Below are 20,585 nucleotides of genomic sequence, written 5' to 3' on the forward strand. Positions count from 1 at the left end.
CATCATAAAGGGGATTTATAGTCCGCTATCACGCTTCTATTACATAGATAAAACCATCAAAAACGTTCTTTTTTTCACCAAAAACCAATTCAATAACAACATTAATAATTTAATTACATTGACGAGCATCAAAAAACACGAAAGTTAACAAGCAAATAATGAGAAAAAAGGAATTTTTTTATATTTGTCACACAATTGATTTTATTCTATTACATCTCAATAAATATTCCCTACAATAGCCAACCAATCTAACCTGACAATTTCCTAAGTGATGATATCTTTCATTGTTTAGGTTAGTAACTATCTTTTTTTATTTATGATTTATCGTTTCAGCAAAGCAGAGCATTAATAAAACCTAGTACCCTACACAATTATATAATGACCAACTTATCGGTTTGCCAACGCAGTTATAAACGATAAAAATTGCAAACTTAAGGATAAAAATAATCATGTCAGACTATCTCTCATTCTTATTAGGCATTGTGCCTTTAGCTGTGTTGATTTTTATGATCTTAAAAATGAAATCAGCCGTTCACCATGCCGTGCTGGTTTCTTTAGTGATAACTGTTGCACTTGCTATTTTTCATTGGAACAACACCATTCAATTTGCCTCTGTTTCTGTCCTTTATGGTGCAGTTAAAGGGTTGTGGCCAATCATCATTGTTATTCTTGCCGCTATTTATAGTTATAACTTAATGCTAAAAACGGGTGGCATGGATGTACTTAAAGATGTACTGGCTGGCATAAGTGATGATAAGCGCGTACAAGTTCTACTTATTTCGTGGTGTTTTGGGGGCTTTCTTGAAGCTGTTGCGGGCTATGGTACCGCGGTTGCCATTCCTATCGGCATTTTAATTGCTCTTGGATTTGATCCTTTTAAAGCTGCGGTTGCCTCTTTAGTCGCTAACACTGTTCCTACCGCTTTTGGTGCTGTTGGTATTCCAGTGTCTATTTTGGCGCAAAACACTGGACTTGACGTATTAGTGTTGAGTAAAACCATCATTATTCAGTTGGGATTATTTAACATCCTGTTACCTTTCGTCATTGTTGCCATTGCAGGTGGTGGCATTAAAGCCATTAAAGGTGTCGGATTTATTACTTTAATGTGTGGTATTAGTACACTTATTCCTCAATACATTGTTGCGGCTAATTTAGGTGCTGAATTACCTGCATTTGCCGGTAGCTTAGTCAGCTTAATTGTGGTTATTTTCCTTGCTAAACGCATGAAAAACAGTGGCGATAAGCAAAAAAATCTCAAAAAACACACTGGAAAAGAGTTGTTAGTGGCTAGCTCTATTTACCTGTTTACCTTTATCTTCATTTTAGCCTGCTCACCTTTATTCCCAGCGATCCAAAGCATGGCGGGCGCTATTTCCACTAAGATCCCATTTGTATTAAGTGAAACACAAACGGAATATCAAACCATTGCTTGGTTAAGTACACCAGGTGTATTAATTATACTTGCCAGCTTTGTAGGTGGCACAATTCAAGGTGCCAGTGTTTCCACGCTTATCTCTGTACTTGTTAAAACAACTATCCAACTGAAAAACTCCATTATTGCCATCACCGCAATCGTAGCAATGGCAACCGTCATGGATTTCAGTGGCATGATTGGTAGTATCGCTGAAACCTTGGTCGATTTCACCGGTGCCGGATTTATCTTTATTGCTCCCGTGATCGGAGCCTTAGGAACATTTGTAACCGGTAGCGACACTAACTCCAACGTGCTATTTGGTAAGTTACAAACCAGTGCTGCAGCTAAGCTTAATATCGACCCTTTCATTCTGGCTGCGGCTAATACCTCAGGTGCAACGGGCGGTAAGATGATCTCACCTCAAAGTATCGCCATTGCTGTTTCAGCCACAAAAATGGATGGACAAAGCAGTGCCATTATGCGTGAAACGTTAAAATATTGTATCGCCTATATTGTTATTCTTGGAGCGAAGATCGGCATTATTTATCACCTAATGAACTAATTAATAAGGGAAAGGGAGTGAGCTTATTCCATTCCCTTTCCCTCTTATAACAAAGCAATAAAAAAAAGAATTTTATCTTTAGTAAAAATGACAACATCTGAGCGATGTTTTGGAGTTCGATTAATGAAAGTTAATTTTTATGCGACCTGTCTTGGTGATGTGCTGAAAGCAGATTCAGCCAGAGACACCGTCTTGTTACTTGAGAAATTAGGTTGCGAAGTGCTATTTCAAGAGCGCCAAGGTTGCTGTGGTCAACCCGCACTTAATAGCGGTTATGTAAATAACGCCAAACCTGCTATGAAATCGTTAATTGAAACATTGGAAGTAAATGACTACCCGATTATTTCCCCAGCAGGCTCCTGTACTTATGCCATAAAAGGATACCCAACTTATCTTGCCGATGAGCCACAATGGGCATTACGAGCACAAGGTGTAGCAGATCGCCTTATTGATTTAACCAGTTTTATTGTCAATACCTTGGGCATTGTCGATGTTGGTGCCCGTCTCCCTGGTAAAGCTGTTTATCATCCATCATGCAGTTTAACCCGCAAACTGGGTGTTGTTAGTGAGCCTTTAACACTATTAAACCACGTTGAAGGTCTTGAAATGTTACCTTTTGCGAACTCAGAAACCTGTTGTGGTTTTGGTGGAACATTCTCTGTGAAAATGTCTGAAATTTCAGGCGAAATGGTGACCGAAAAAGTAAAACATATTATGGATGTGAGTCCTGATTATGTCATTGGTGCAGATACAAGTTGCTTAATAAACATACAAGGCCGTTTGAGCCGAGAAAAGCGCCCTGTAAAAGTGTTGCACATTGCACAAGTTTTAATGAGCCAATAAGGAAGCCTGCTTATGTCTATCAAAACCAGTGATATCGATTTCAGACCTCGCCTAGAACATGAAATGAAAGATACAATCATGCGTAATGCGGTTGTTATGGCGCAAGAACGCATTGGAGCTAATCGTCAAATCATGGTCAAAGAACTAGGTAATTGGGAAGAATGGCGTGATCGCGCTGAACAAATCCGTAACCATGTGCTTGAAAATTTAGATGCTTATCTCTATCAATTATCTGAAAAAGTAACAGAAAACGGAGGTCATGTTTATTTTGCTAAAACAGCAGAAGATGCCTCTCGTTATATTTGTGACGTTGCCAAAAAGAAAAACGCGAAGAAGATTGTAAAATCTAAATCGATGGTCACCGAAGAAATTGGGATGAATAAGGCCTTACAAAATGAAGGCATTGAAATCATCGAAACTGACCTTGGCGAATATATTCTTCAATTAGATAACGATCCACCATCTCATATCGTCGTTCCTGCTATCCACAAAGATCGTTATCAAATTCGTAAAGTCTTAAATGAAAAACTCAATTATGAAGGCAGTGAAACGCCTGAAGATATGACACTTTTCATTAGACAGCGTATAAGACAAGATTTTCTGTCTGCTGATATTGGCGTTACGGGTTGTAACTTTGCGGTAGCTGAAACCGGCACCGTCTGTTTAGTTACTAACGAAGGTAATGCAAGAATGACCACTACGTTACCTAAAACCCATATTGCAGTCATGGGTATGGAGCGTGTGGCACCAACATTTGAAGAAGTTGATCCATTAATCACTATGTTATGCCGTAGCGCAGTTGGCTCACGTTTAACTAGTTACAACACTTGGGTAACTGGTCCTCGTGAAGCGGGCAATGTCGATGGTCCTGAAGAGTTCCATTTAGTGATTGTGGATAATGGCCGTTCTGAAATTTTAGGTTCGCAATTTAAAGATATTTTACGCTGTATCCGTTGTGGTGCTTGTCTTAATACGTGCCCTGCTTACCGTAATATTGGTGGACATGCTTATGGCTCAATTTATCCAGGCCCAATTGGTGCGGTAATTTCACCACTGTTAGGGGGCTATAAAGATTTTCATGATCTCCCTTACGCTTGTTCATTATGTAATGCATGTAATGTGGTTTGCCCAGTCAAAATTCCTTTAGCTCAGTTGATTTTAAAACATCGTCGAGTAATGGCTGAAACTGGTTTAACACCAAAAGCAGAACGTCGAGTCACCGGTATGTTTAACTACCTCAATTCACACCCAGCTCTTTGGAAAGTGGGTATGAACGTTGGTGCAAAAATGGCGGGGTTAATGATCAAAAATGGGTCTACACCAATCAAAATCAGTGTGTTAAATGATTGGATGGAATCGCGAGATCTCCCTAAACCAGATGGTTATAGCTTCCGTAGTTGGTTTAAACGCCATAAAGCAGAAGGAAAAAAATAATATGTTAAACGAACAAAACCGTAATGAATTTCTGCAAACTATTGCTGAAAAATTAGGGCGTCCTATTGCGCATAAGCCACAGCCACAGCCTACACCGATTAATGATTTAGCGAAAACTCGCTTAACTAATTTGACTCAGGATGAACTATGTAAAGAATTTACTGACTTTGCACAGACTCAAATGGTGAAATGTGTTGTTAGCAAACCTGATGACGTTATCAATAGCCTAATTGAACTCTGCGAAAGTTATGATTGTAAAGGCTCGGTGGTAATAAGTGGAGATGAGCGCCTAGATGCACTGGGTGTAACTAAAGCTATCAGTGAAAAATACGAAACCTATATTTGGACCCCAGAACTTGGCCATGAAAATATTATTCATGCTGAACGCTCTCAAATTGGAATTGTATTTGCGGAAGCGGGCCTAACTGAATCTGGTGGGATTGTTTTATTTTCGTCTCCAGAAAAAGGACGTGCGGTAAGCTTATTACCTGAAACTTCTATTGTTATTCTACGTAAAAGCGATATTTTACCTCGAGTGGCTCAAATTGCTGAACGTTTACATAAAATGGCGCAAGAAGGTGTAAGAATGCCGTCTTGCATCAATTTAATTGGTGGTGCAAGTTCTACAGCAGACATTGAATTAATTAAAGTATGGGGGGTTCATGGCCCTGTTCATGCGGCGTATTTGATTATAGAAGATTGCTAATTCAATATTAATCAGCAATGAAAAGAACGATAACTAAATAACTTAAGGTCATGGTCAAAGGATTGACCAACATAAAGAAAGGTTATATAACACCTTCAACTTACTGATAAAGTTCCCACTTTTAGATGGGAACTTTGATCTACACAATCAATGCGAAAAACTTTGCTCAATTTTTCCAGATCAATACATAACCTTCGATGGGTTAATTCTCAAAATTTTTCAACAACAATTAAAAATAACGACAATTATTTTTATTAGACATTATTATAATGTTTCAATAAAGCAAGATTAATAACCTTTCTTTATTTTAAATAGTATTTAATAAATTAAATAACTACTTTACTATTTAATAGTTCAACTTGGCTTATCCTCGATATGTTTTCTTTACGATAAAATAGTCTCAATGTAAATTACACCATTATCCTTATCACACTGATAGAAAACCCACTTTTTTTGCAGTAATCTCATGCCATTCTTATTGGCAAAATCGCCAGAAAGCCACCCAATGGTATGAGTATAATGTTCTACAAATTTACACCAATCATTCTTCTGATAATTTCTAACGTTTTTATGACGTTCGCTTGGTATGGCCATTTAAAATACGGCAATAAACCGCTTATTATCGTCATTTTTTTAAGCTGGTTGATTGCATTTGTTGAATATTGTTTTGCTGTGCCTGCAAATAGAATTGGTCATCATTACTACAGTGCAGCAGAATTAAAGACCATACAAGAAGTGATAACATTAACAATTTTCGCTATTTTTTCTGTTACTTATTTAGGTGAAAACTTCACATTAAATCACTTTATTGGTTTCCTTTTAATTGGTGCTGGTGCCTTATTTATTTTTAAAGGTCCCTTTTAAACACCTCTATGACTAAATAAAACAGCTTGTTTTTTAATCGATCCTTTATCCTCTTCTTTATGGCCTTATCAGAAATGATAAGGCTTTTCTTTATTTACAAATTAAATATTTTGATTACATTTAATACGATTGATAATGTTGCTTTAACGGACTATAAAATAACACAATCACTTACCATTAAGTCATATAGTCCACTGAGATTATTTTTTACAAAACAATGCTCTATTTTGAAATAAATATATTCTATATACAGAAATATTTCTCTTGAAAAATATTTTTCATTCAGCGCATAATGATTGTTCTAAGAGAAGCATTGTTTCTCTACCTTTATTTTGCCTCTCTTAAATTACAGCACCCTTAAAACGTGCCTATTGTCATTTCAACGTCAGATAAAATGGTATCAGGTATGAGTAATCATTCTAACGATTTTGTTTATATGCAGGACAATCCCTGTATGCACTGTGGTGCATGTTGCGCCTATTTTAGAGTTTCGTTCTATTGGGCTGAAATGGTGAGTGGAGGTGGTGTGGTTCCAGATGAGTTAACAGAACCATTAACTCCTTTTCTCTCTTGTATGAAAGGAACTAATTCTAAAAAACCACGTTGTGATAAGCTTCTTGGTGAGGTTGGTGAGTGTGTAAGCTGTTCTATCTATGAACAACGCCCTTCTCCTTGCCGTGAGTTTGAACAATCTTGGGTAAATGGTGTTCCTAATGAGGCTTGTGATCGCGCTCGCGCAGCTTATGGTTTACCTCCACTAACTCACACTACTTTGCCTCACACCGCGTAAGACATCAGAGGGGTTAAGCCCCTCCTGATCATTTAATCATATCCAACATACTTATTTCATAAAATATGAAATCACAAAACAAAAAATCATTATTAAATAATATGTTAGTTTGACTTTATTTTAAAATCACCTAGTATATAAGGCAATGAATTAATAACGTGTCTTTTGTGAGGTTTTTTATTTAAAAATAGTAATAGATTTGGAGGGCATTATGATCGGTAGCTCTTTTTTTATCCTTTTCCTTTCTTTTATCTGTTCTACTGCTGTCGTTAGTATGTTACTCGGTGGCTTAGAGGAATAATCATGAATATTTCTGATGAAAATATTCTTCCCCAGAAATAGTGCCCATGCTTTATATAAAAATAGGTATGGGCATTATTTAATTTATCGCTTCAATCTTTCCTTTAATATTACTTTTTTATTTTTATGCTATTTTTATAAAAACTAAATGTTTCAATTCTCTCGAATACCTATATTTAATAGGTAAAATGCCCTGTTATTTTCCATGAAAATAAAACATCTTCAGCGACCTGCCCAAAACCAATATTGTGCATGATAAGATAGCGTTGGTTATCCCAACTTTTTTCATTTACCACGATACCAATATGAGGCCGACCATTGTCTAAACGCCAACTAACAATATCACCAGGCACATAATCTTCTGCATTTTTGGTAATAGGCTTTACTTTGCCTTTTCGTGAGAAAAAAACTTCCAAATTAGGCACTCTACGATGATCAATATTTGTATCTGGTTGATTCAACCCCCATATCTGTTTACTTGGGTAGGCTGAAAAGTTGGCTTTAATATCTTCATGCAGTAATTTTTGTAAATCGATATCAATCCCACGATAACTACGAATAATGACATCGCTACAAACCCCTTTATAAGCAGGAACATCACCATTTGGATAATCTATTTTGCGATAATTTGAGTCGTAAAATACGGCTCTTGGTAAATCAGCAGCATATTCCACCAGCTTTTTACTTTGCTCTGCCGTTATGGCTTGAACAGTTGAAAAGGGCATAAGCAATAAGAATAAAAAACTAGGTTTCATTATTTTCATTCTGTGATCTCCATGAAAAGTTAAATCCATTATCTTTAAAAAAGGAATTGAGTGATCTGTTTATACTGATAAAACGCAGTACAAAAATATAAGTGGAGTCTTAATTCATTTTTGAATATAACATAAAAAAACCGAGCTCCCTTTTACGGTAAGCTCGGCTGATAATAAAATGAAAAAGAAAGAGATCAAAGTAAGAGAAATAGTTAGTTCAACACAATATGGCTTTTACGTCGTAAACTGGCAAAAAGCATATAAATCGCCGTCACCAGTAACACAACAAAGAAGAAATTCATAATGCCATTATTGGCCTGTGCCATAAAAATACCCGCACCTAAAGGCCCAATGGCAGAACCAATGCTATAACTTAATAGCATGACTTGTGTAATGGCGACAATATAGCTCGCATTAACATGATCACATGCCAAAGTAATAGCGATAGGATAAAGTGCAAAAGAAGACATCCCCAATAACGCCAGTGCAACAATAAGCACCATATAATCGTTAGAGAGATAAGTCAGTCCCATGGCAAACACACCCACTAAACACATCATCGCTAATAACAGCGTTTTACTAATTACCACAGACAACTTGCTAATAATAGGCTGAACCACCATTCCACCTAAAATAATAGCCGCCATCAACACACCTATTTGGTCTGTGGTAAATTGACCTTGATTTAAGGCTAGTGGCATCATTCCATAAATACTGCCCATCACCACGCCAGATACCATACAGCCCACCAAAGCGGCTTTATTTAAACGACGCATTTGTTTAAGTGACAAACTTTTATGGTCATGCCCTTGGGGTTGCCCTTGTTTAAAAAACAGAGGCGGTAATACCGCAATTAATAACAAGGCCAATACCGCCATAAACGGAATAGCACCTTGTGTGCCAATTGCACCAATCGCCAACTGTCCTAATGTTGTGCCGCCATACAGCGAGGTCATATAAAAGCCTAAACGTTTAGCCCGCTCTTTAGGATTATCGCCAATTAACAGCCATGATTCGACCACAACAAAAATACCCGCGACCGCCATACCACCAATAAAACGAGAGACCATCCATGCTGATAAATAAGGCATTACAGGTAATATGCCAACAGTCACTGCCAGTAATAATAAAAACACGACGAAAGAAAGACGATGCCCTATTCTTGCAATAATAGGCTCTATCATCACTGAACCTATTAATAATCCGATAAAATAAATACTTGCTAACCAGCTAGCATAGAGCGTATCCATTCCAAAGCTGTCCATAGACAGTGGAATTAAACTCATTAAATAGCCTGACGCGATAGCAAATACCGTTAACCCAGCCACAGGTACTAATGTACTGTCGCCTTTGCGTACCAAAGTAGTGTTCTGTTTCACTACCCTCGTCTCCACAATCAAAACGGTTGAAAATGCGCTGTTTTCTCGATGCCTGATAGGGGCAATTCTTTTATCTAGGAAAGATAAAAGAACAAAGGTGAAAACAGTGGATGGCGTCCCTAAATTCAGGAGACGCGAATATAGCGCTTAAATTATGATAAATAAAATTATAAAAACTAATGTCAGAAAACAATTTTATTTATACCAATCATGATTATCGTCTTTTTCTACAAAAAGGGAATAGCCTTACTCAGATATTTATTTTTATAAAAAAGGTATTTTTCATTATGATGATTACGCAATAATACGTATGAAAATGATAGGTAAGTAAAAATACTTATTACTACCCTATCATCCTTTGATAAGGTAGTTTTTATTAAAAGAGTTACTCAGTTTATTTCATCTTATTTCTAAAGCAACATTAATAGCATCAGGAATAGAACCACCGTGGCCTTTACCTGCAAAGAGATAAAAATCGCACTGTTTTCCCTCATCTGTTAAATATTGGCATAACTGACGTTGCGTTAACCAACTACTACGCTCTTGATAATTTTTTTGTTGCTCTTCACTTAATTGGCTTAAATCTGGATTTTCTTCTTTTTCACCTAGCGTTATTGCAATGGAAATGTCATCAGGAATAGCCTGCCATTGCTCTTTTCTCACCCACTCACCTTTTCCCCACCATAAAGAAGGACTTGCTACAATATAACGCTGGAAAGTTTCTGGATGATTAAATAGAACATAGAGGGTAAATACACCACCAAAGGAGTGCCCAAAGAGAGATTGCTGGGTAACTGATATATTCTCTTTCGCGAGTTGTTCAAGCGCATAAGGCCTGACTTGCGTTAGGATAAACTGATAAAAATTTTCTGCATTTCCACCTCGGCTAAATGCCTCACCTTTTACACTAGGCGTATAATCATGCGTTCTTTCTGTAATAAAATAGGCTTTATCTCCCACATACCCCACGCTAATAATCGCTGGTAATGGACTATTTTTTTGTTTTATGGCTACATTAACCATCAATGGAAATTGCGCATTACCATCAACACCATAAATTAATGTCGTCTTTGTTGTATTTTTGGGTACAGCAAGAAAGAGGCGATATTGTTTGCCTTCATAAGCGACTTCTTTTTGTGTGATTTGATAATAAGATTGTGCTTGAGGTTCAATTTTAGGTACTTCTTGGTTAGGTCTGGCTTGAGCCACCGCAGATAACATAATCATTCCGCATAACATTCGTATTCGCATAAATCAGATACTCTGTCAGTAATATAAAAAGGTGAACAGTTAAATTGAAAATAATAGTAAGTGATAAAAAAATAAACCCCATATAAAATACGGGGTTTATTTCAATTTAGGCTCAATTAGAAACTATATTTAATGTTCGCCCAATAACGACGTCCCTCATCAACTACCCAGTTACCGCCTTTATCATTCACAGCAGGACCTGTTTCATCTGTAATATTTAATACCGCAAAGTTAAACATGGTATTTTTATTAAAGTTGTAGGTCATCCCTAAATCAAAGGTTGTGTAGCCACTACGATAACGCGCCCCTGAATGGCTATTTCGTTGTGCTGCCCAAATTTGTTTGCCCGTATAAGCCGTATTGGCATAAAAACTGGTCGCTTCATCAAACTGCCAATCCACACGCGCATTCGCACTGTGCTTTGGTGTCATATCAAGCGGGTAGCCTTTTAATGACTCACCAGAAGCTAACTTTTCATCATCACTTTTACGTTCTGAATCAATATAAGTGTAGTTAGCATTGACATGCCAGCTTTCCGTAATTGGGAAACCAACTGCCGTTTCAATCCCTTTGATATTGGCTTTACCGACATTATCGTATTGATAGAGTTTTAAACTTGTAATTGGATCTATTTCACCAGTGTCGAAATTGGTTAACTTATCTTTAAAATCGGTATTAAAGAAAGTCACACTTGCAGTCACACCATCCCCATTATCATAACCAATACCAATTTCTTGGCTGACTGATGTTTCCGGTTTTAAGTCACGATTACCATACATAATCGCACGACCTTTTTCTGTTGACGTGCCGTATTCAGGACTGATTTCACGCAGGCTTGGCGCTTTAAAAGCTTTCGCCACGCCCCCTTTTAAGGTGAATTCATCCGTTAAATGATAAACGGCATAGGCTCTTGGACTCCAGTGATTACCGTAATATTCGTGATCATCAAGACGCACACCACCGGTTAATGCGAGGTTGTCTGTTACGCTATATTCATCTTCGATGAATAAAGCTTTTTGATCAGCCGTAATTGTCGATTGTTTTATTTCTTTTCCACCAAGAGACGATTCATCTTTTAAACGTGAATATTGATATTGCCCCCCAAAAGTCATCACATTTGAAGGTAAAAAAGCGGTAAATTTTGCATCAAAAACAGTATTGGTAATTTCAGGACGGCGAGCTTCGTAATATTTATAGCTATTCCCTGTTGCCTTATCAACCGCTTCTGTTTTTTGAATACGCTTAGTTTGTTCTTGGTAGACACTTAATTCAGAATGCAGAATATCAAATTGATTTTTATAAGTTAATGCCCAATGATTACGATCATTATTAGTTTCTAGCATTTTATTTTTATCAAGGCGCCCACCACGATTGGTAAACTCACTCATTGATTTACCTGGTGTCGTTGTACGCTGTAACGTATTACGACCCGCTTCTAATAAAATGGTTTGATTATCTGTTGGTGTAAATGCCAATTTCGCCGTAATGTTTTTATTGTCATTACGACCTTGACCATAAGTGATTTTATCTTCTGCACGTAAGTAGCTACTGCCGTAAAGTTGTAAGCCTAATTTATCTTCAATTAAAGGCCCTGAAAGATAAAAATCACCATCAATAGAATCGCCAGCGTCACGGTTATGTTGCAACGTACCGCCAAGTGCAACAGAGCCATGCCACTCTTTTGTTACTGGTTTAGTAATGATATTGATAACACCACCCATTGCATCAGAGCCATATAGTGATGACATTGGCCCGCGGATAACTTCTATACGTTCAATTGCATCTGCAGGTGGAATAAAACCACCTTCATAACCACCACTCCCATTCGGGCGTGACTCACGACTATTTTGACGACGACCATCAACTAAAATAAGCGTGTATTCACCCGGCAAACCACGCATCGTAATTTCTTGTTTATTGGCATTACCATTAATGCTAACACCTTCAACACCTTTTACAGCATCCGCTAAATCATGAACTGGTTTCTTTGCAAGTTGTTCTTTGCTGATCACGGTAATACTTGCTGGTGCATCTGTAATTTGTTGAGCAAACCCTGACGCTGATACAACAAGTTTTTCTTCTGTGTTTTCTTGTGCATACAGCGGGTAAGAGGCAGATAAAATACAGGCAGTTAAAATACCCATTTTAAAGTTCATAGTGGTTCCCTGAATTAATAACAGTTATAGTAATGAGAATGATTAATATTATCTTAATCAAATATTCATGAGAATGATTTTCTTTTCATATTTGGTGTTTTTTTTTAATCTGCATCAAAGTAAATCAGGGCTATTTTCGCTAGGCCTCGTTAGAGCGCATTTCAAACATAAAAAAAGCAGATGGCATAAACCATCTGCTTTATTCTTTTGTAGGATATTTTTAGATTTAACGAATTAACAAATCATCACTTTGTTATTACCAGAACACGGCATAAAGTACACAGAGTATGACCATAATGGCATAGGAAGCGATGTTAAATCCGCTTTGTGTTTTAAAGGTTTTATCGGTTAAAGTAATCGCCCCTACGCTGTCATCCGTTGTCGTTGAAGTTAAGCTCACTAAACCAATCACGACAATAGTAAACATAAAGGTGTACATCATTTGATCAAGGAAAGGCATACCCAATGGCATTAATTTTAGGAATAAAGCAAACGGTATAGATAAGACCACACCAATAATTGCACCTTTTGCGTTTGTTTTTTTCCAGAATAAGCCTAATAGGAATACCGCTAAAATACCTGGGCTTACTAATCCAGTATATTCTTGAATATATTGGAATGCCTGATCGATACCACCTAATAATGGCGCAATAAAGCAAGCGATAATCAGGGCAACAACCGCACTAATACGTCCCACATTCACTAAACGTGTTTCAGAAGCTTTTGGCCCAACATATTCTTTATAAATATCCATCGTGAAAATAGTCGCGATAGAGTTAAGCATAGACGCCAAAGATGAAACTATTGCAGCTGCAAGTGCTGCAAAAACAACACCTTTTGCTCCTACTGGCAAGAACTGTGTTAACCAAGGATAGGCTTTGTCAGCTTGTGCCAGCGTTGGAATATGCTGTGGCGCCATAGCACCTAACCCGGCCATTAAGTCTGGATTAGTGGTAATTACAAATGCTGCAATCCCTGGAACAACCACCAGAATAGGGACAATTAATTTTAAGAATGCAGCAAACACTAGCCCTTTCTGTGCTTCATTGATAGATTTAGCAGCTAAAGCACGCTGAATAATATATTGATTAAAACCCCAGTAATAGAGGTTAGCAACCCATAAACCACCAATTAGCACAGCGATACCTGGTAAGTTCATAAATTGCGGATTATCTTTTTCTAAGATCATTTTAAAGTGATCGGGTGCAGCTTGCGTCATTTTGTTTAAGCCTTCCATAATCCCACCATCGCCACCGATATAGCTGACGGCTAATACTGTGGTAAATAAACCACCGAGAATAAGGAAGAAGACTTGCACCACGTCTGTCCACGCAACAGCAGAAAGCCCACCATAAAGCGAATAGATAACGGCAAATAACGCTAAACCAACAATGGCGTACATCATTGGTACACCTAAAATGGTTTCTAATGCTAATGAACCTAAATACAGCACAGATGTTAAGTTAACAAAGATAAATAATGCGAGCCAGAACACAGCAAGAATGGTTTTTAAATTACGACTTCTAAAACGATTCTCAACAAACTCAGGGATGGTATAAATACCTTTTTCGATAAAGACTGGTAAGAAATATTTAGCAACAATTATTAATGTCAGCGCGGCCATCCACTCATAAGAGGCGATAGCAAGGCCAATGGAGAAACCAGAGCCAGACATACCAATAAACTGTTCAGCTGAAATATTAGCGGCAATAAGCGAAGAACCAATTGCCCACCAAGGAAGAGTTTTACCTGCTAAGAAATAGTCCTTTGTTCCTTTTTTCTCACCATCCTTTGAACGAGAAACCCATAATCCTAGACTAATAATGATGACGACATAGAGGGCAAAAATTGCATAGTCTATTGTGCTTAATCCAACACCTTCTGTATGCATAATATTTTCCTTTCAGACCCATAGAGAGAATAGACATTTAATGTAAACGTTTTCACACCCTTTTTCCGTTACTCCCTTCACAATTTTGTTGCTTATGTTACGTAAATGCGTCTAAAAATAGAGAAACAAACGATTACTATAACGAGTAAAACCAGAATTAGACTAAAATCTCTAGTTCTATTTTATCTCACAAGAAAATACCTTTGAAGGAAAATACAAAACTCCTTTAAAAATGATAACGATTACACTTATTAAGAAAACATAGCCTTTTAAGGTGATGATGATGATCCCCATGAAGAGGATCGACTGTATTATAAAAAATAAAGGGGGATTAAGAGAGGTGACTAAGATTAAAAACCGAATTACGTTGAACTAAAGTAGGCGAAAAAATACGTTGTTTTTGTTCGAGAACTTCACCTTTAGACAGTCTGATAGCCAGTGTTGCGGCTTGCTCTGCCATCATTTGTACTGGATAACGCACAGTTGTTAAACGAGGATGAATATAACGCGCAATTAATACGTCATCAAATCCAATCACTGAGATTTTTTCAGGTACTGGGATCTCATTTTCATCGAGAACAGACAAAGCACCCGCTGCCATAAAATCGTTGTAAGTAACAACAGCGGTAAAATCAATAGATTTGGTTAATAAGTGCATCATTGCTTTCTCTCCACCTTCCCCTTCTGGTTCACCATGCTCAATATAACTTTCAGGTAATATTATGTTATTCGCTTCAAGAGCTGCCTTATAACCTGCAAGGCGTTGGGTGGTATCCTCAATATGATGAGTAGAAGAGATGTAAGCAATTTTGGTATGCCCTTGGCGAATAAGGTGCTCTGTCGCCATCCATGCCCCTTTGTAATTATCTAAAGCAACACAACGTTCCGCAATCTCCGGAATAAAGCGATTAATTAACACCATACTTTTGACTTCATGAGCATAAGCAAGCAGTTCTTCATCCGAGAGTGCTTTAGAGTGGATCACTAAACCATCACAGCGACTATTAATTAATAACTCGATAGATTGGCGTTCGTCTTGTGCATCATGATAGCCATTACACACCAAAATATGTTTTCCCGCTTGTCTAGCCACATTATCAACTGCTTTCACCAATGTACCAAAAAAAGGATCAGAAACATCATGGACTAAGACACCTAAAGTTTGTGTGCTTTGGCTAACCAATGCTCTAGCCGCAGCATTAGGTCGATAACCTAGCTTTTGCATTGCAACATTTACCGTCTCTATTGATGCCTTACTTGCTTTCGGCGAGTTATTAATGACTCGTGATACCGTAGCAACAGAAACCCCCGCTTCTTTTGCTACATCTTTGATAGTCGCCATATCCACCTCATGGGTCACCTTTATTCATAATCAAAAAATAACGGGCTGTTAATCTAAGAACAAAGAAAAAAGGGAATAATAAAATTTAAGTGGCTTGATTATCAGCGAAGAAGTGAAATTTAAAAAGTAAAAAGATCAAATAAATAGTGAAAAGGAAAGCGTTTACACTTTCCTTTTATTGCTAGGAGTAAAACTTATAGATAGTTTGGCTATTCCAGGGTGTATTTGCAGATAGAATGCCTCGATTTTCATGCCATTCAGGATGATTAGGCCCATCAGGAAAGTATTGTGTTTCTAACGCTAGCCCTGAATAATTACCATAACGACGACTTTTTCCTCTTGTACCCACTAAAAAGTTACCTGTATAGAATTGAACAGAAGGTAGTGTAGTAAACACATCCATTTTAAGTTCACCCTCAGGTGCGATGACTGTTACAACCGGTGCTTTATCGTCAATAGTTTTTTTATCTAAAATAAACGCATGATCATAACCCTTCGCCACTTTTTGGCACTCATCAACCATAAAATCAAGGCCGATACGTTTTAATTTACGAAAATCAAACCCTGTTCCTATCACACTCGCAAACTCCCCCGTAGGAATATTGCCTTCACCATTTTTTAAATAATGAGTCGCACAAATTTTCAAGTCGTGCTCAAGTGCTGTGCGTTCAGTATGTTCACCTGCAAGGTTAAAATAGGCATGATTAGTTAAACTGAGTGGCGTGGTTTTATCGCTTATTGCCTGATAATCAATACACACTTCATTATTATCGGTGAGTGTATAAGTCACGCTGACCTTAAGTGTACCGGGAAAACCTTGGTCACCATCCTTTGAGATCAATGAAAATGTCACCGATTGAGACGATTGTGCCGTGATCTCCCAGCGACGATGACTAAAGTTTTGTTTACCACCATGTAAGGTATTTTTACCTTCATTAGCACTGATTTGATATTCCAGCCCTTCTAATACAAATTTTGCACCAGCAATACGATTAGCAAAGCGCCCTACAGTAGCACCTAAATAGGCAGTTTGCTGTTTATGGGCATTCATATCTGCCGAGCCTAACAGCACATCTCGACGATATCCATTAACCGGTACAATGCAAGTTAACCAAGTCGCACCAATATCCATTAAAGAAATCGACATACCAAACCGATTTTTAAGCACAACTACTTGTGCAGGCTTTCCGTCTGATGCGGGTTGTGCTGTCATTTGTTCTGGCTCGAGAAAGCGGAGCTCATTAATCGCCATTATTTTGCCTCCGAATAGCCCGCTCCTTGGCTTGCAGAGCAGACATAGATAGTTTCTTTCAACCCTGTTTTGGCTTCATATTGTGTCTTCACCGAATCAACAACTTTATCAACTAAATCAGGTGTCACTAATGCTACGACACAACCGCCAAATCCACCACCCGTCATTCTTACACCACCACGATCACCAATCGTTGATTTTACGATTTCAACCAATGAATCAATCTCTTTGACAGTAATTTCAAAATCATCACGCATTGAATGATGTGATTGCATCATTAATTGGCTTAATGTGGTTAAATCCCCCTTGCGCAATGCCTCCGCAGCCTCCTGTGTGCGATTATTTTCAGTTATAACATGGCGAGCTCGACGATAAACCACCTCACTCATTAATGTTTTTTTAGCCAGCAGATCATCTAATGTAGCATCTCTTAATGCTTTGATATTTAAAATTTTTGCCGCTTCTTCGCATTGCTGACGACGGGTATTGTATTCACTGTCCACTAACCCGCGTTTTTTATTAGAGTTGATTATCATCACAACCATATTTTCAGGCATTGTCACGGCGAACGTATCTAAAGAACGGCAATCAATTAATAAAGCATGATTTTCTTCACCACAAGCAGAAATCAGTTGATCCATAATGCCACAGTTACAACCAACAAATTGGTTTTCAGCTTTTTGACCGTTTAACGCAATCTCTTTTTGACTAATAGGCAATTGATAGAGTGCTTTAATTGTTTGACCGATAGCCACTTCTAAGGCAGCTGAGGAACTTAACCCTGCACCTTGAGGGACATTACCCGATATTGCGATATCCATACCATGGAAAGAATAATTATCTTTTTGTAGAAAATAGATAACACCACGAACGTAATTTGCCCACATTTTATTAGGTAAAAACTCAATCGTGTTATCAAGACTAAATTCATCAACTTCATTTTGGTAATCAACTGCAATCACACGAATAATATTATCTTCCCGTTTTGCTGCTGCAACGATCATTTGATAATTAATCGCACAAGGTAAAACAAATCCATCATTATAATCAGTGTGTTCACCAATAAGATTTACTCTTCCTGGCGCTTGAATAAAATGTGTCGGCGCGTAACCAAAAATAGATGTGAATGAACGAGTCACATTATTAATAAGTGCCTGCATAATAAATCCTTAGCTTAAAATTAAGTAATAAAATCCCACCACATCATTATGTAAATAATGCGATATTTGGTTTAATTTATTTCGTGCGCAAAAAGCAGATTAACTAAAATACCTTGCCATATTGAAGGTCATTAAGGTTGCTCTTTATAATGAATGTCACTTAATTGACGTAAATTATTTGCCGCTTGTTCTGGCGTTAGATCCCTTTGCGATTCCGCTAGCATTTCGTATCCCACCATAAATTTACGCACAGTAGCTGAACGTAATAATGGCGGATAATAAAGCGCATGTAATTGCCAATGGTCTATATTTCTGTTGTCTTTAAAAGACGGTGCAAAATGCCACCCCATTGAATAAGGGAAAGAGCAATGAAATAAGTTGTCATAACGACTGGTTAATTTTTTCATTGCAACAGCTAGATCATCGCGTTGAGTACCATTTAACTCACTCATTCGGCGAATATGGGTTTTAGGCAATAACATTGTTTCATAAGGCCAAGCAGCCCAATAAGGCACTATTGCCAACCAATGTTCTGTTTCAACAACCGTTCGACTTGCGTCTTTACATTCGGCATCAACATAATCCATTAATAAATTACGCCCATATTTTTCAAAATATGCTTTTAAATGCGTATCTTTTCTCGCTAATTCATTCGGTAAAAAATCACTCGCCCAAATTTGCCCATGAGGATGGGGTTGGGAACATCCCATTGTTTCCCCCTTGTTCTCGAACACTTGAACCCAAAGGTATTCTTTACTGAGCTCTTCTATTTGGTTATCCCAAGTATCAACAATTTTACGTAAGCTACTTAAAGGCAATTCAGGTATTGTTTTTCCATGGTCGGGCGAAAAACAGATAACGCGACTAATTCCTCTTACTGCTTGAGTTTGAAATAAAGGATTTGATGAAGGATCAACATCATATTCATCTTGTAATAACGCAGAGTGATCGTTATTAAAGACATACGTTCCGGTGTAATCTGGGTTTTGATCACCAGAAACACGCGTATTGTTTGGGCACAAATAACAATGCGGATCATAAGAGGGAAGAGTCGCAAGCTGAGGTTTTTCATCTTTACCATTCCAAGGTCGTTTCGCTCTATGAGGTGAAACCAAAATCCACTGACCAGTGAGCGGATTATAGCGACGATGAGGATGTTCAACAGGATCAAAAATCAGTTTTGACATAACCTTCTCTCTTATTTATTCAAGATTATCTGAATACTTTAAACTTTATTTCAGATAACCATTTGGGTTTTGTAACTGCCAACGCCAAGCATCAGCGGCCATATCATCAATTGAACGAATTGCTTTCCAGTGCAAATCTTTCTCTGCTTTTGCGGGGCTTGACCAACATTCAGCAATATCACCAGGGCGACGAGCTTGTAATTGATAAGGGATAGGTTTACCACTGGCTTTACGAAATGCTTCAATCATTTCAATCACACTCGTACCATTACCCGTTCCTAAATTATAAATATGTAGACCCGCTTTTTTGCCTAATACATTTAATGCTGCGATGTGGCCATCAGCCAGATCCATAACATGAATATAATCACGAACACCTGTACCGTCTTTTGTTGGGTAGTCATTACCAAACACAGCAACGTGTTCACGACGGCCAATAGCGACTTGAGAAATATATGGCGTTAAATTGTTAGGAATACCTTTAGGATCTTCTCCCATTGTGCCTGATGGATGGGCACCAACAGGATTAAAGTAACGTAGTAAACTGATAGACCAGCTTTCATCAGCAACATATAAGTCAGATAAAATGCGCTCAACCATATATTTACTAGTACCATAAGGATTGGTTGTGCCACCAACAGGTGAATCTTCTGTAATAGGTACAGATTGCGGATCGCCATAAACCGTTGCTGACGAGCTAAAAATAAGACTTTTTACACCTGCATCTCGCATGCAACGGACTAACACCAATGTGCCATTAACATTGTTGTCATAATATTCAATCGGCTTTTGAACAGATTCACCGACTGCTTTCAATCCCGCAAAATGAATAACAGATTGAATAGTATGTTTAGCAAAAATTGATGCTAATAATTGATCATCACGAATATCACCGTTATAGAACAGTGGACGTTTACCGGTTAATGCCTCAACACGGTTAAGTACTTCTTCATTCGCATTGCTAAGATTATCTAAAATAATCGGGGTCATACCAGCATCAATCATTTGTACGCACGTATGACTACCGATATATCCCATACCACCTGTCACTAAAATTTCCACATTCACCTCTTTTGATTCAATCCAAAGGAAAAGCGCAAGACGGTTTCTGTTCACTGACACAGAGTTTAACAAGATCAACAAAATGATTTCGTGATCAAACCGACATTTAGTGTAAACGTTTACACTCTTTTCGCACACACTTATATTTTATAAAAATCTTAGTTTAGAACTGTATTACAGCAAGTTAATAAAATGCGTAATACATTCCACCTCGTTACGACAAAAAACAACACCCAT

16 protein-coding genes are annotated in these 20,585 nt (G+C 37.7%); 6 read left to right on the forward strand and 10 right to left on the reverse strand.

What is annotated here, in order from left to right; translation table 11 throughout:
- Positions 1-449: 449 nt before the first annotated feature.
- From GWJ05_RS06700 to GWJ05_RS06725, 6 genes are all read left to right on the forward strand, one after another.
- Positions 450-1,976, forward strand: a complete 1,527-nt coding sequence (locus GWJ05_RS06700) for an L-lactate permease (protein WP_036934847.1) — start codon at positions 450-452, stop codon at positions 1,974-1,976.
- Between the two features lie 123 nt (positions 1,977-2,099).
- Positions 2,100-2,819 (forward strand): (Fe-S)-binding protein, encoded by a 720-nt coding sequence (locus tag GWJ05_RS06705; RefSeq protein WP_036934849.1) that lies wholly within the window; start codon positions 2,100-2,102, stop codon positions 2,817-2,819.
- 12 nt (positions 2,820-2,831) lie between these two features.
- The gene (locus GWJ05_RS06710) at positions 2,832-4,253 is read left to right on the forward strand and encodes a LutB/LldF family L-lactate oxidation iron-sulfur protein (RefSeq protein WP_036934851.1); all 1,422 of its coding nucleotides are present in this window, start codon (positions 2,832-2,834) and stop codon (positions 4,251-4,253) included.
- A 1-nt stretch (position 4,254) separates the two neighbouring features.
- Positions 4,255-4,959 carry a LutC/YkgG family protein gene (locus GWJ05_RS06715; RefSeq protein ID WP_036934852.1) on the forward strand — a complete coding sequence of 235 codons (705 nt, stop codon included), beginning with the start codon at positions 4,255-4,257 and terminating at the stop codon, positions 4,957-4,959.
- A 519-nt stretch (positions 4,960-5,478) separates the two neighbouring features.
- Positions 5,479-5,823 (forward strand): DMT family protein, encoded by a 345-nt coding sequence (locus tag GWJ05_RS06720; protein WP_036934853.1) that lies wholly within the window; start codon positions 5,479-5,481, stop codon positions 5,821-5,823.
- 406 nt (positions 5,824-6,229) lie between these two features.
- Positions 6,230-6,613 carry a YkgJ family cysteine cluster protein gene (locus GWJ05_RS06725; RefSeq protein WP_036934854.1) on the forward strand — a complete coding sequence of 128 codons (384 nt, stop codon included), beginning with the start codon at positions 6,230-6,232 and terminating at the stop codon, positions 6,611-6,613.
- A 476-nt stretch (positions 6,614-7,089) separates the two neighbouring features.
- On the opposite strand, the gene GWJ05_RS06730 is transcribed toward GWJ05_RS06725, so the two are convergent.
- The 10 genes from GWJ05_RS06730 to galE all read right to left on the reverse strand — a co-directional run bounded on the left by GWJ05_RS06730 (position 7,090) and on the right by galE (position 20,348).
- Entirely contained in the window at positions 7,090-7,677 is a 588-nt protein-coding gene (locus GWJ05_RS06730; protein ID WP_373364688.1) for a DUF1287 domain-containing protein, read from the reverse strand.
- Between the two features lie 203 nt (positions 7,678-7,880).
- Positions 7,881-9,047 carry an MFS transporter gene (locus GWJ05_RS06735; protein WP_036934856.1) on the reverse strand — a complete coding sequence of 389 codons (1,167 nt, stop codon included), beginning with the start codon at positions 9,045-9,047 and terminating at the stop codon, positions 7,881-7,883.
- A gap of 399 nt (positions 9,048-9,446) precedes the next feature.
- Entirely contained in the window at positions 9,447-10,298 is an 852-nt protein-coding gene (locus tag GWJ05_RS06740) for an alpha/beta hydrolase (RefSeq protein WP_036934857.1), read from the reverse strand.
- A gap of 116 nt (positions 10,299-10,414) precedes the next feature.
- On the reverse strand, positions 10,415-12,454 hold the full coding sequence (locus GWJ05_RS06745) for an IreA family TonB-dependent siderophore receptor (RefSeq protein ID WP_036934859.1): 2,040 nt from the start codon (positions 12,452-12,454) through the stop codon (positions 10,415-10,417).
- A gap of 256 nt (positions 12,455-12,710) precedes the next feature.
- Complete coding sequence (locus GWJ05_RS06750) at positions 12,711-14,345, reverse strand: sodium/sugar symporter (protein ID WP_036934861.1); 1,635 nt, start codon at positions 14,343-14,345, stop codon at positions 12,711-12,713.
- Between the two features lie 331 nt (positions 14,346-14,676).
- Positions 14,677-15,687 (reverse strand): substrate-binding domain-containing protein, encoded by a 1,011-nt coding sequence (locus GWJ05_RS06755; RefSeq protein ID WP_036938880.1) that lies wholly within the window; start codon positions 15,685-15,687, stop codon positions 14,677-14,679.
- 181 nt (positions 15,688-15,868) lie between these two features.
- Entirely contained in the window at positions 15,869-16,939 is a 1,071-nt protein-coding gene (gene galM / locus GWJ05_RS06760; RefSeq protein ID WP_036934863.1) for a galactose-1-epimerase, read from the reverse strand.
- The gene (galK, locus tag GWJ05_RS06765) at positions 16,939-18,099 is read right to left on the reverse strand and encodes a galactokinase (RefSeq protein ID WP_036934865.1); all 1,161 of its coding nucleotides are present in this window, start codon (positions 18,097-18,099) and stop codon (positions 16,939-16,941) included. The genes galM and galK overlap by 1 nt, the downstream gene beginning before the upstream one ends.
- Before the next feature lie 131 nt (positions 18,100-18,230).
- On the reverse strand, positions 18,231-19,286 hold the full coding sequence (locus GWJ05_RS06770) for a UDP-glucose--hexose-1-phosphate uridylyltransferase (protein WP_036934867.1): 1,056 nt from the start codon (positions 19,284-19,286) through the stop codon (positions 18,231-18,233).
- Positions 19,287-19,331: 45 nt separating this feature from the next.
- Positions 19,332-20,348 (reverse strand): UDP-glucose 4-epimerase GalE, encoded by a 1,017-nt coding sequence (gene galE, locus GWJ05_RS06775; protein ID WP_087803232.1) that lies wholly within the window; start codon positions 20,346-20,348, stop codon positions 19,332-19,334.
- Between the last annotated feature and the right edge of the window lie 237 nt (positions 20,349-20,585).

It is taken from the genome of Proteus sp. G2626, from assembly GCF_009915985.1.
GTDB classification, from domain to species: Bacteria; Pseudomonadota; Gammaproteobacteria; order Enterobacterales; family Enterobacteriaceae; genus Proteus; species Proteus vulgaris.

Bases quoted from the DNA above. Each gene is read 5' to 3' on its own strand.
- GWJ05_RS06700 (WP_036934847.1), top strand. From the start codon at position 450: ATGTCAGACTATCTCTCATTCTTATTAGGCATTGTGCCTTTAGCTGTG.
- GWJ05_RS06705 (WP_036934849.1), top strand. From the start codon at position 2,100: ATGAAAGTTAATTTTTATGCGACCTGTCTTGGTGATGTGCTGAAAGCA.
- GWJ05_RS06710 (WP_036934851.1), top strand. From the start codon at position 2,832: ATGTCTATCAAAACCAGTGATATCGATTTCAGACCTCGCCTAGAACAT.
- GWJ05_RS06715 (WP_036934852.1), top strand. From the start codon at position 4,255: ATGTTAAACGAACAAAACCGTAATGAATTTCTGCAAACTATTGCTGAA.
- GWJ05_RS06720 (WP_036934853.1), top strand. From the start codon at position 5,479: ATGTTCTACAAATTTACACCAATCATTCTTCTGATAATTTCTAACGTT.
- GWJ05_RS06725 (WP_036934854.1), top strand. From the start codon at position 6,230: ATGAGTAATCATTCTAACGATTTTGTTTATATGCAGGACAATCCCTGT.
- GWJ05_RS06730 (WP_373364688.1), bottom strand. From the start codon at position 7,677: ATGAAAATAATGAAACCTAGTTTTTTATTCTTATTGCTTATGCCCTTT.
- GWJ05_RS06740 (WP_036934857.1), bottom strand. From the start codon at position 10,298: ATGCGAATACGAATGTTATGCGGAATGATTATGTTATCTGCGGTGGCT.
- GWJ05_RS06745 (WP_036934859.1), bottom strand. From the start codon at position 12,454: ATGAACTTTAAAATGGGTATTTTAACTGCCTGTATTTTATCTGCCTCT.
- GWJ05_RS06750 (WP_036934861.1), bottom strand. From the start codon at position 14,345: ATGCATACAGAAGGTGTTGGATTAAGCACAATAGACTATGCAATTTTT.
- GWJ05_RS06755 (WP_036938880.1), bottom strand. From the start codon at position 15,687: ATGGCGACTATCAAAGATGTAGCAAAAGAAGCGGGGGTTTCTGTTGCT.
- galM (WP_036934863.1), bottom strand. From the start codon at position 16,939: ATGGCGATTAATGAGCTCCGCTTTCTCGAGCCAGAACAAATGACAGCA.
- galK (WP_036934865.1), bottom strand. From the start codon at position 18,099: ATGCAGGCACTTATTAATAATGTGACTCGTTCATTCACATCTATTTTT.
- GWJ05_RS06770 (WP_036934867.1), bottom strand. From the start codon at position 19,286: ATGTCAAAACTGATTTTTGATCCTGTTGAACATCCTCATCGTCGCTAT.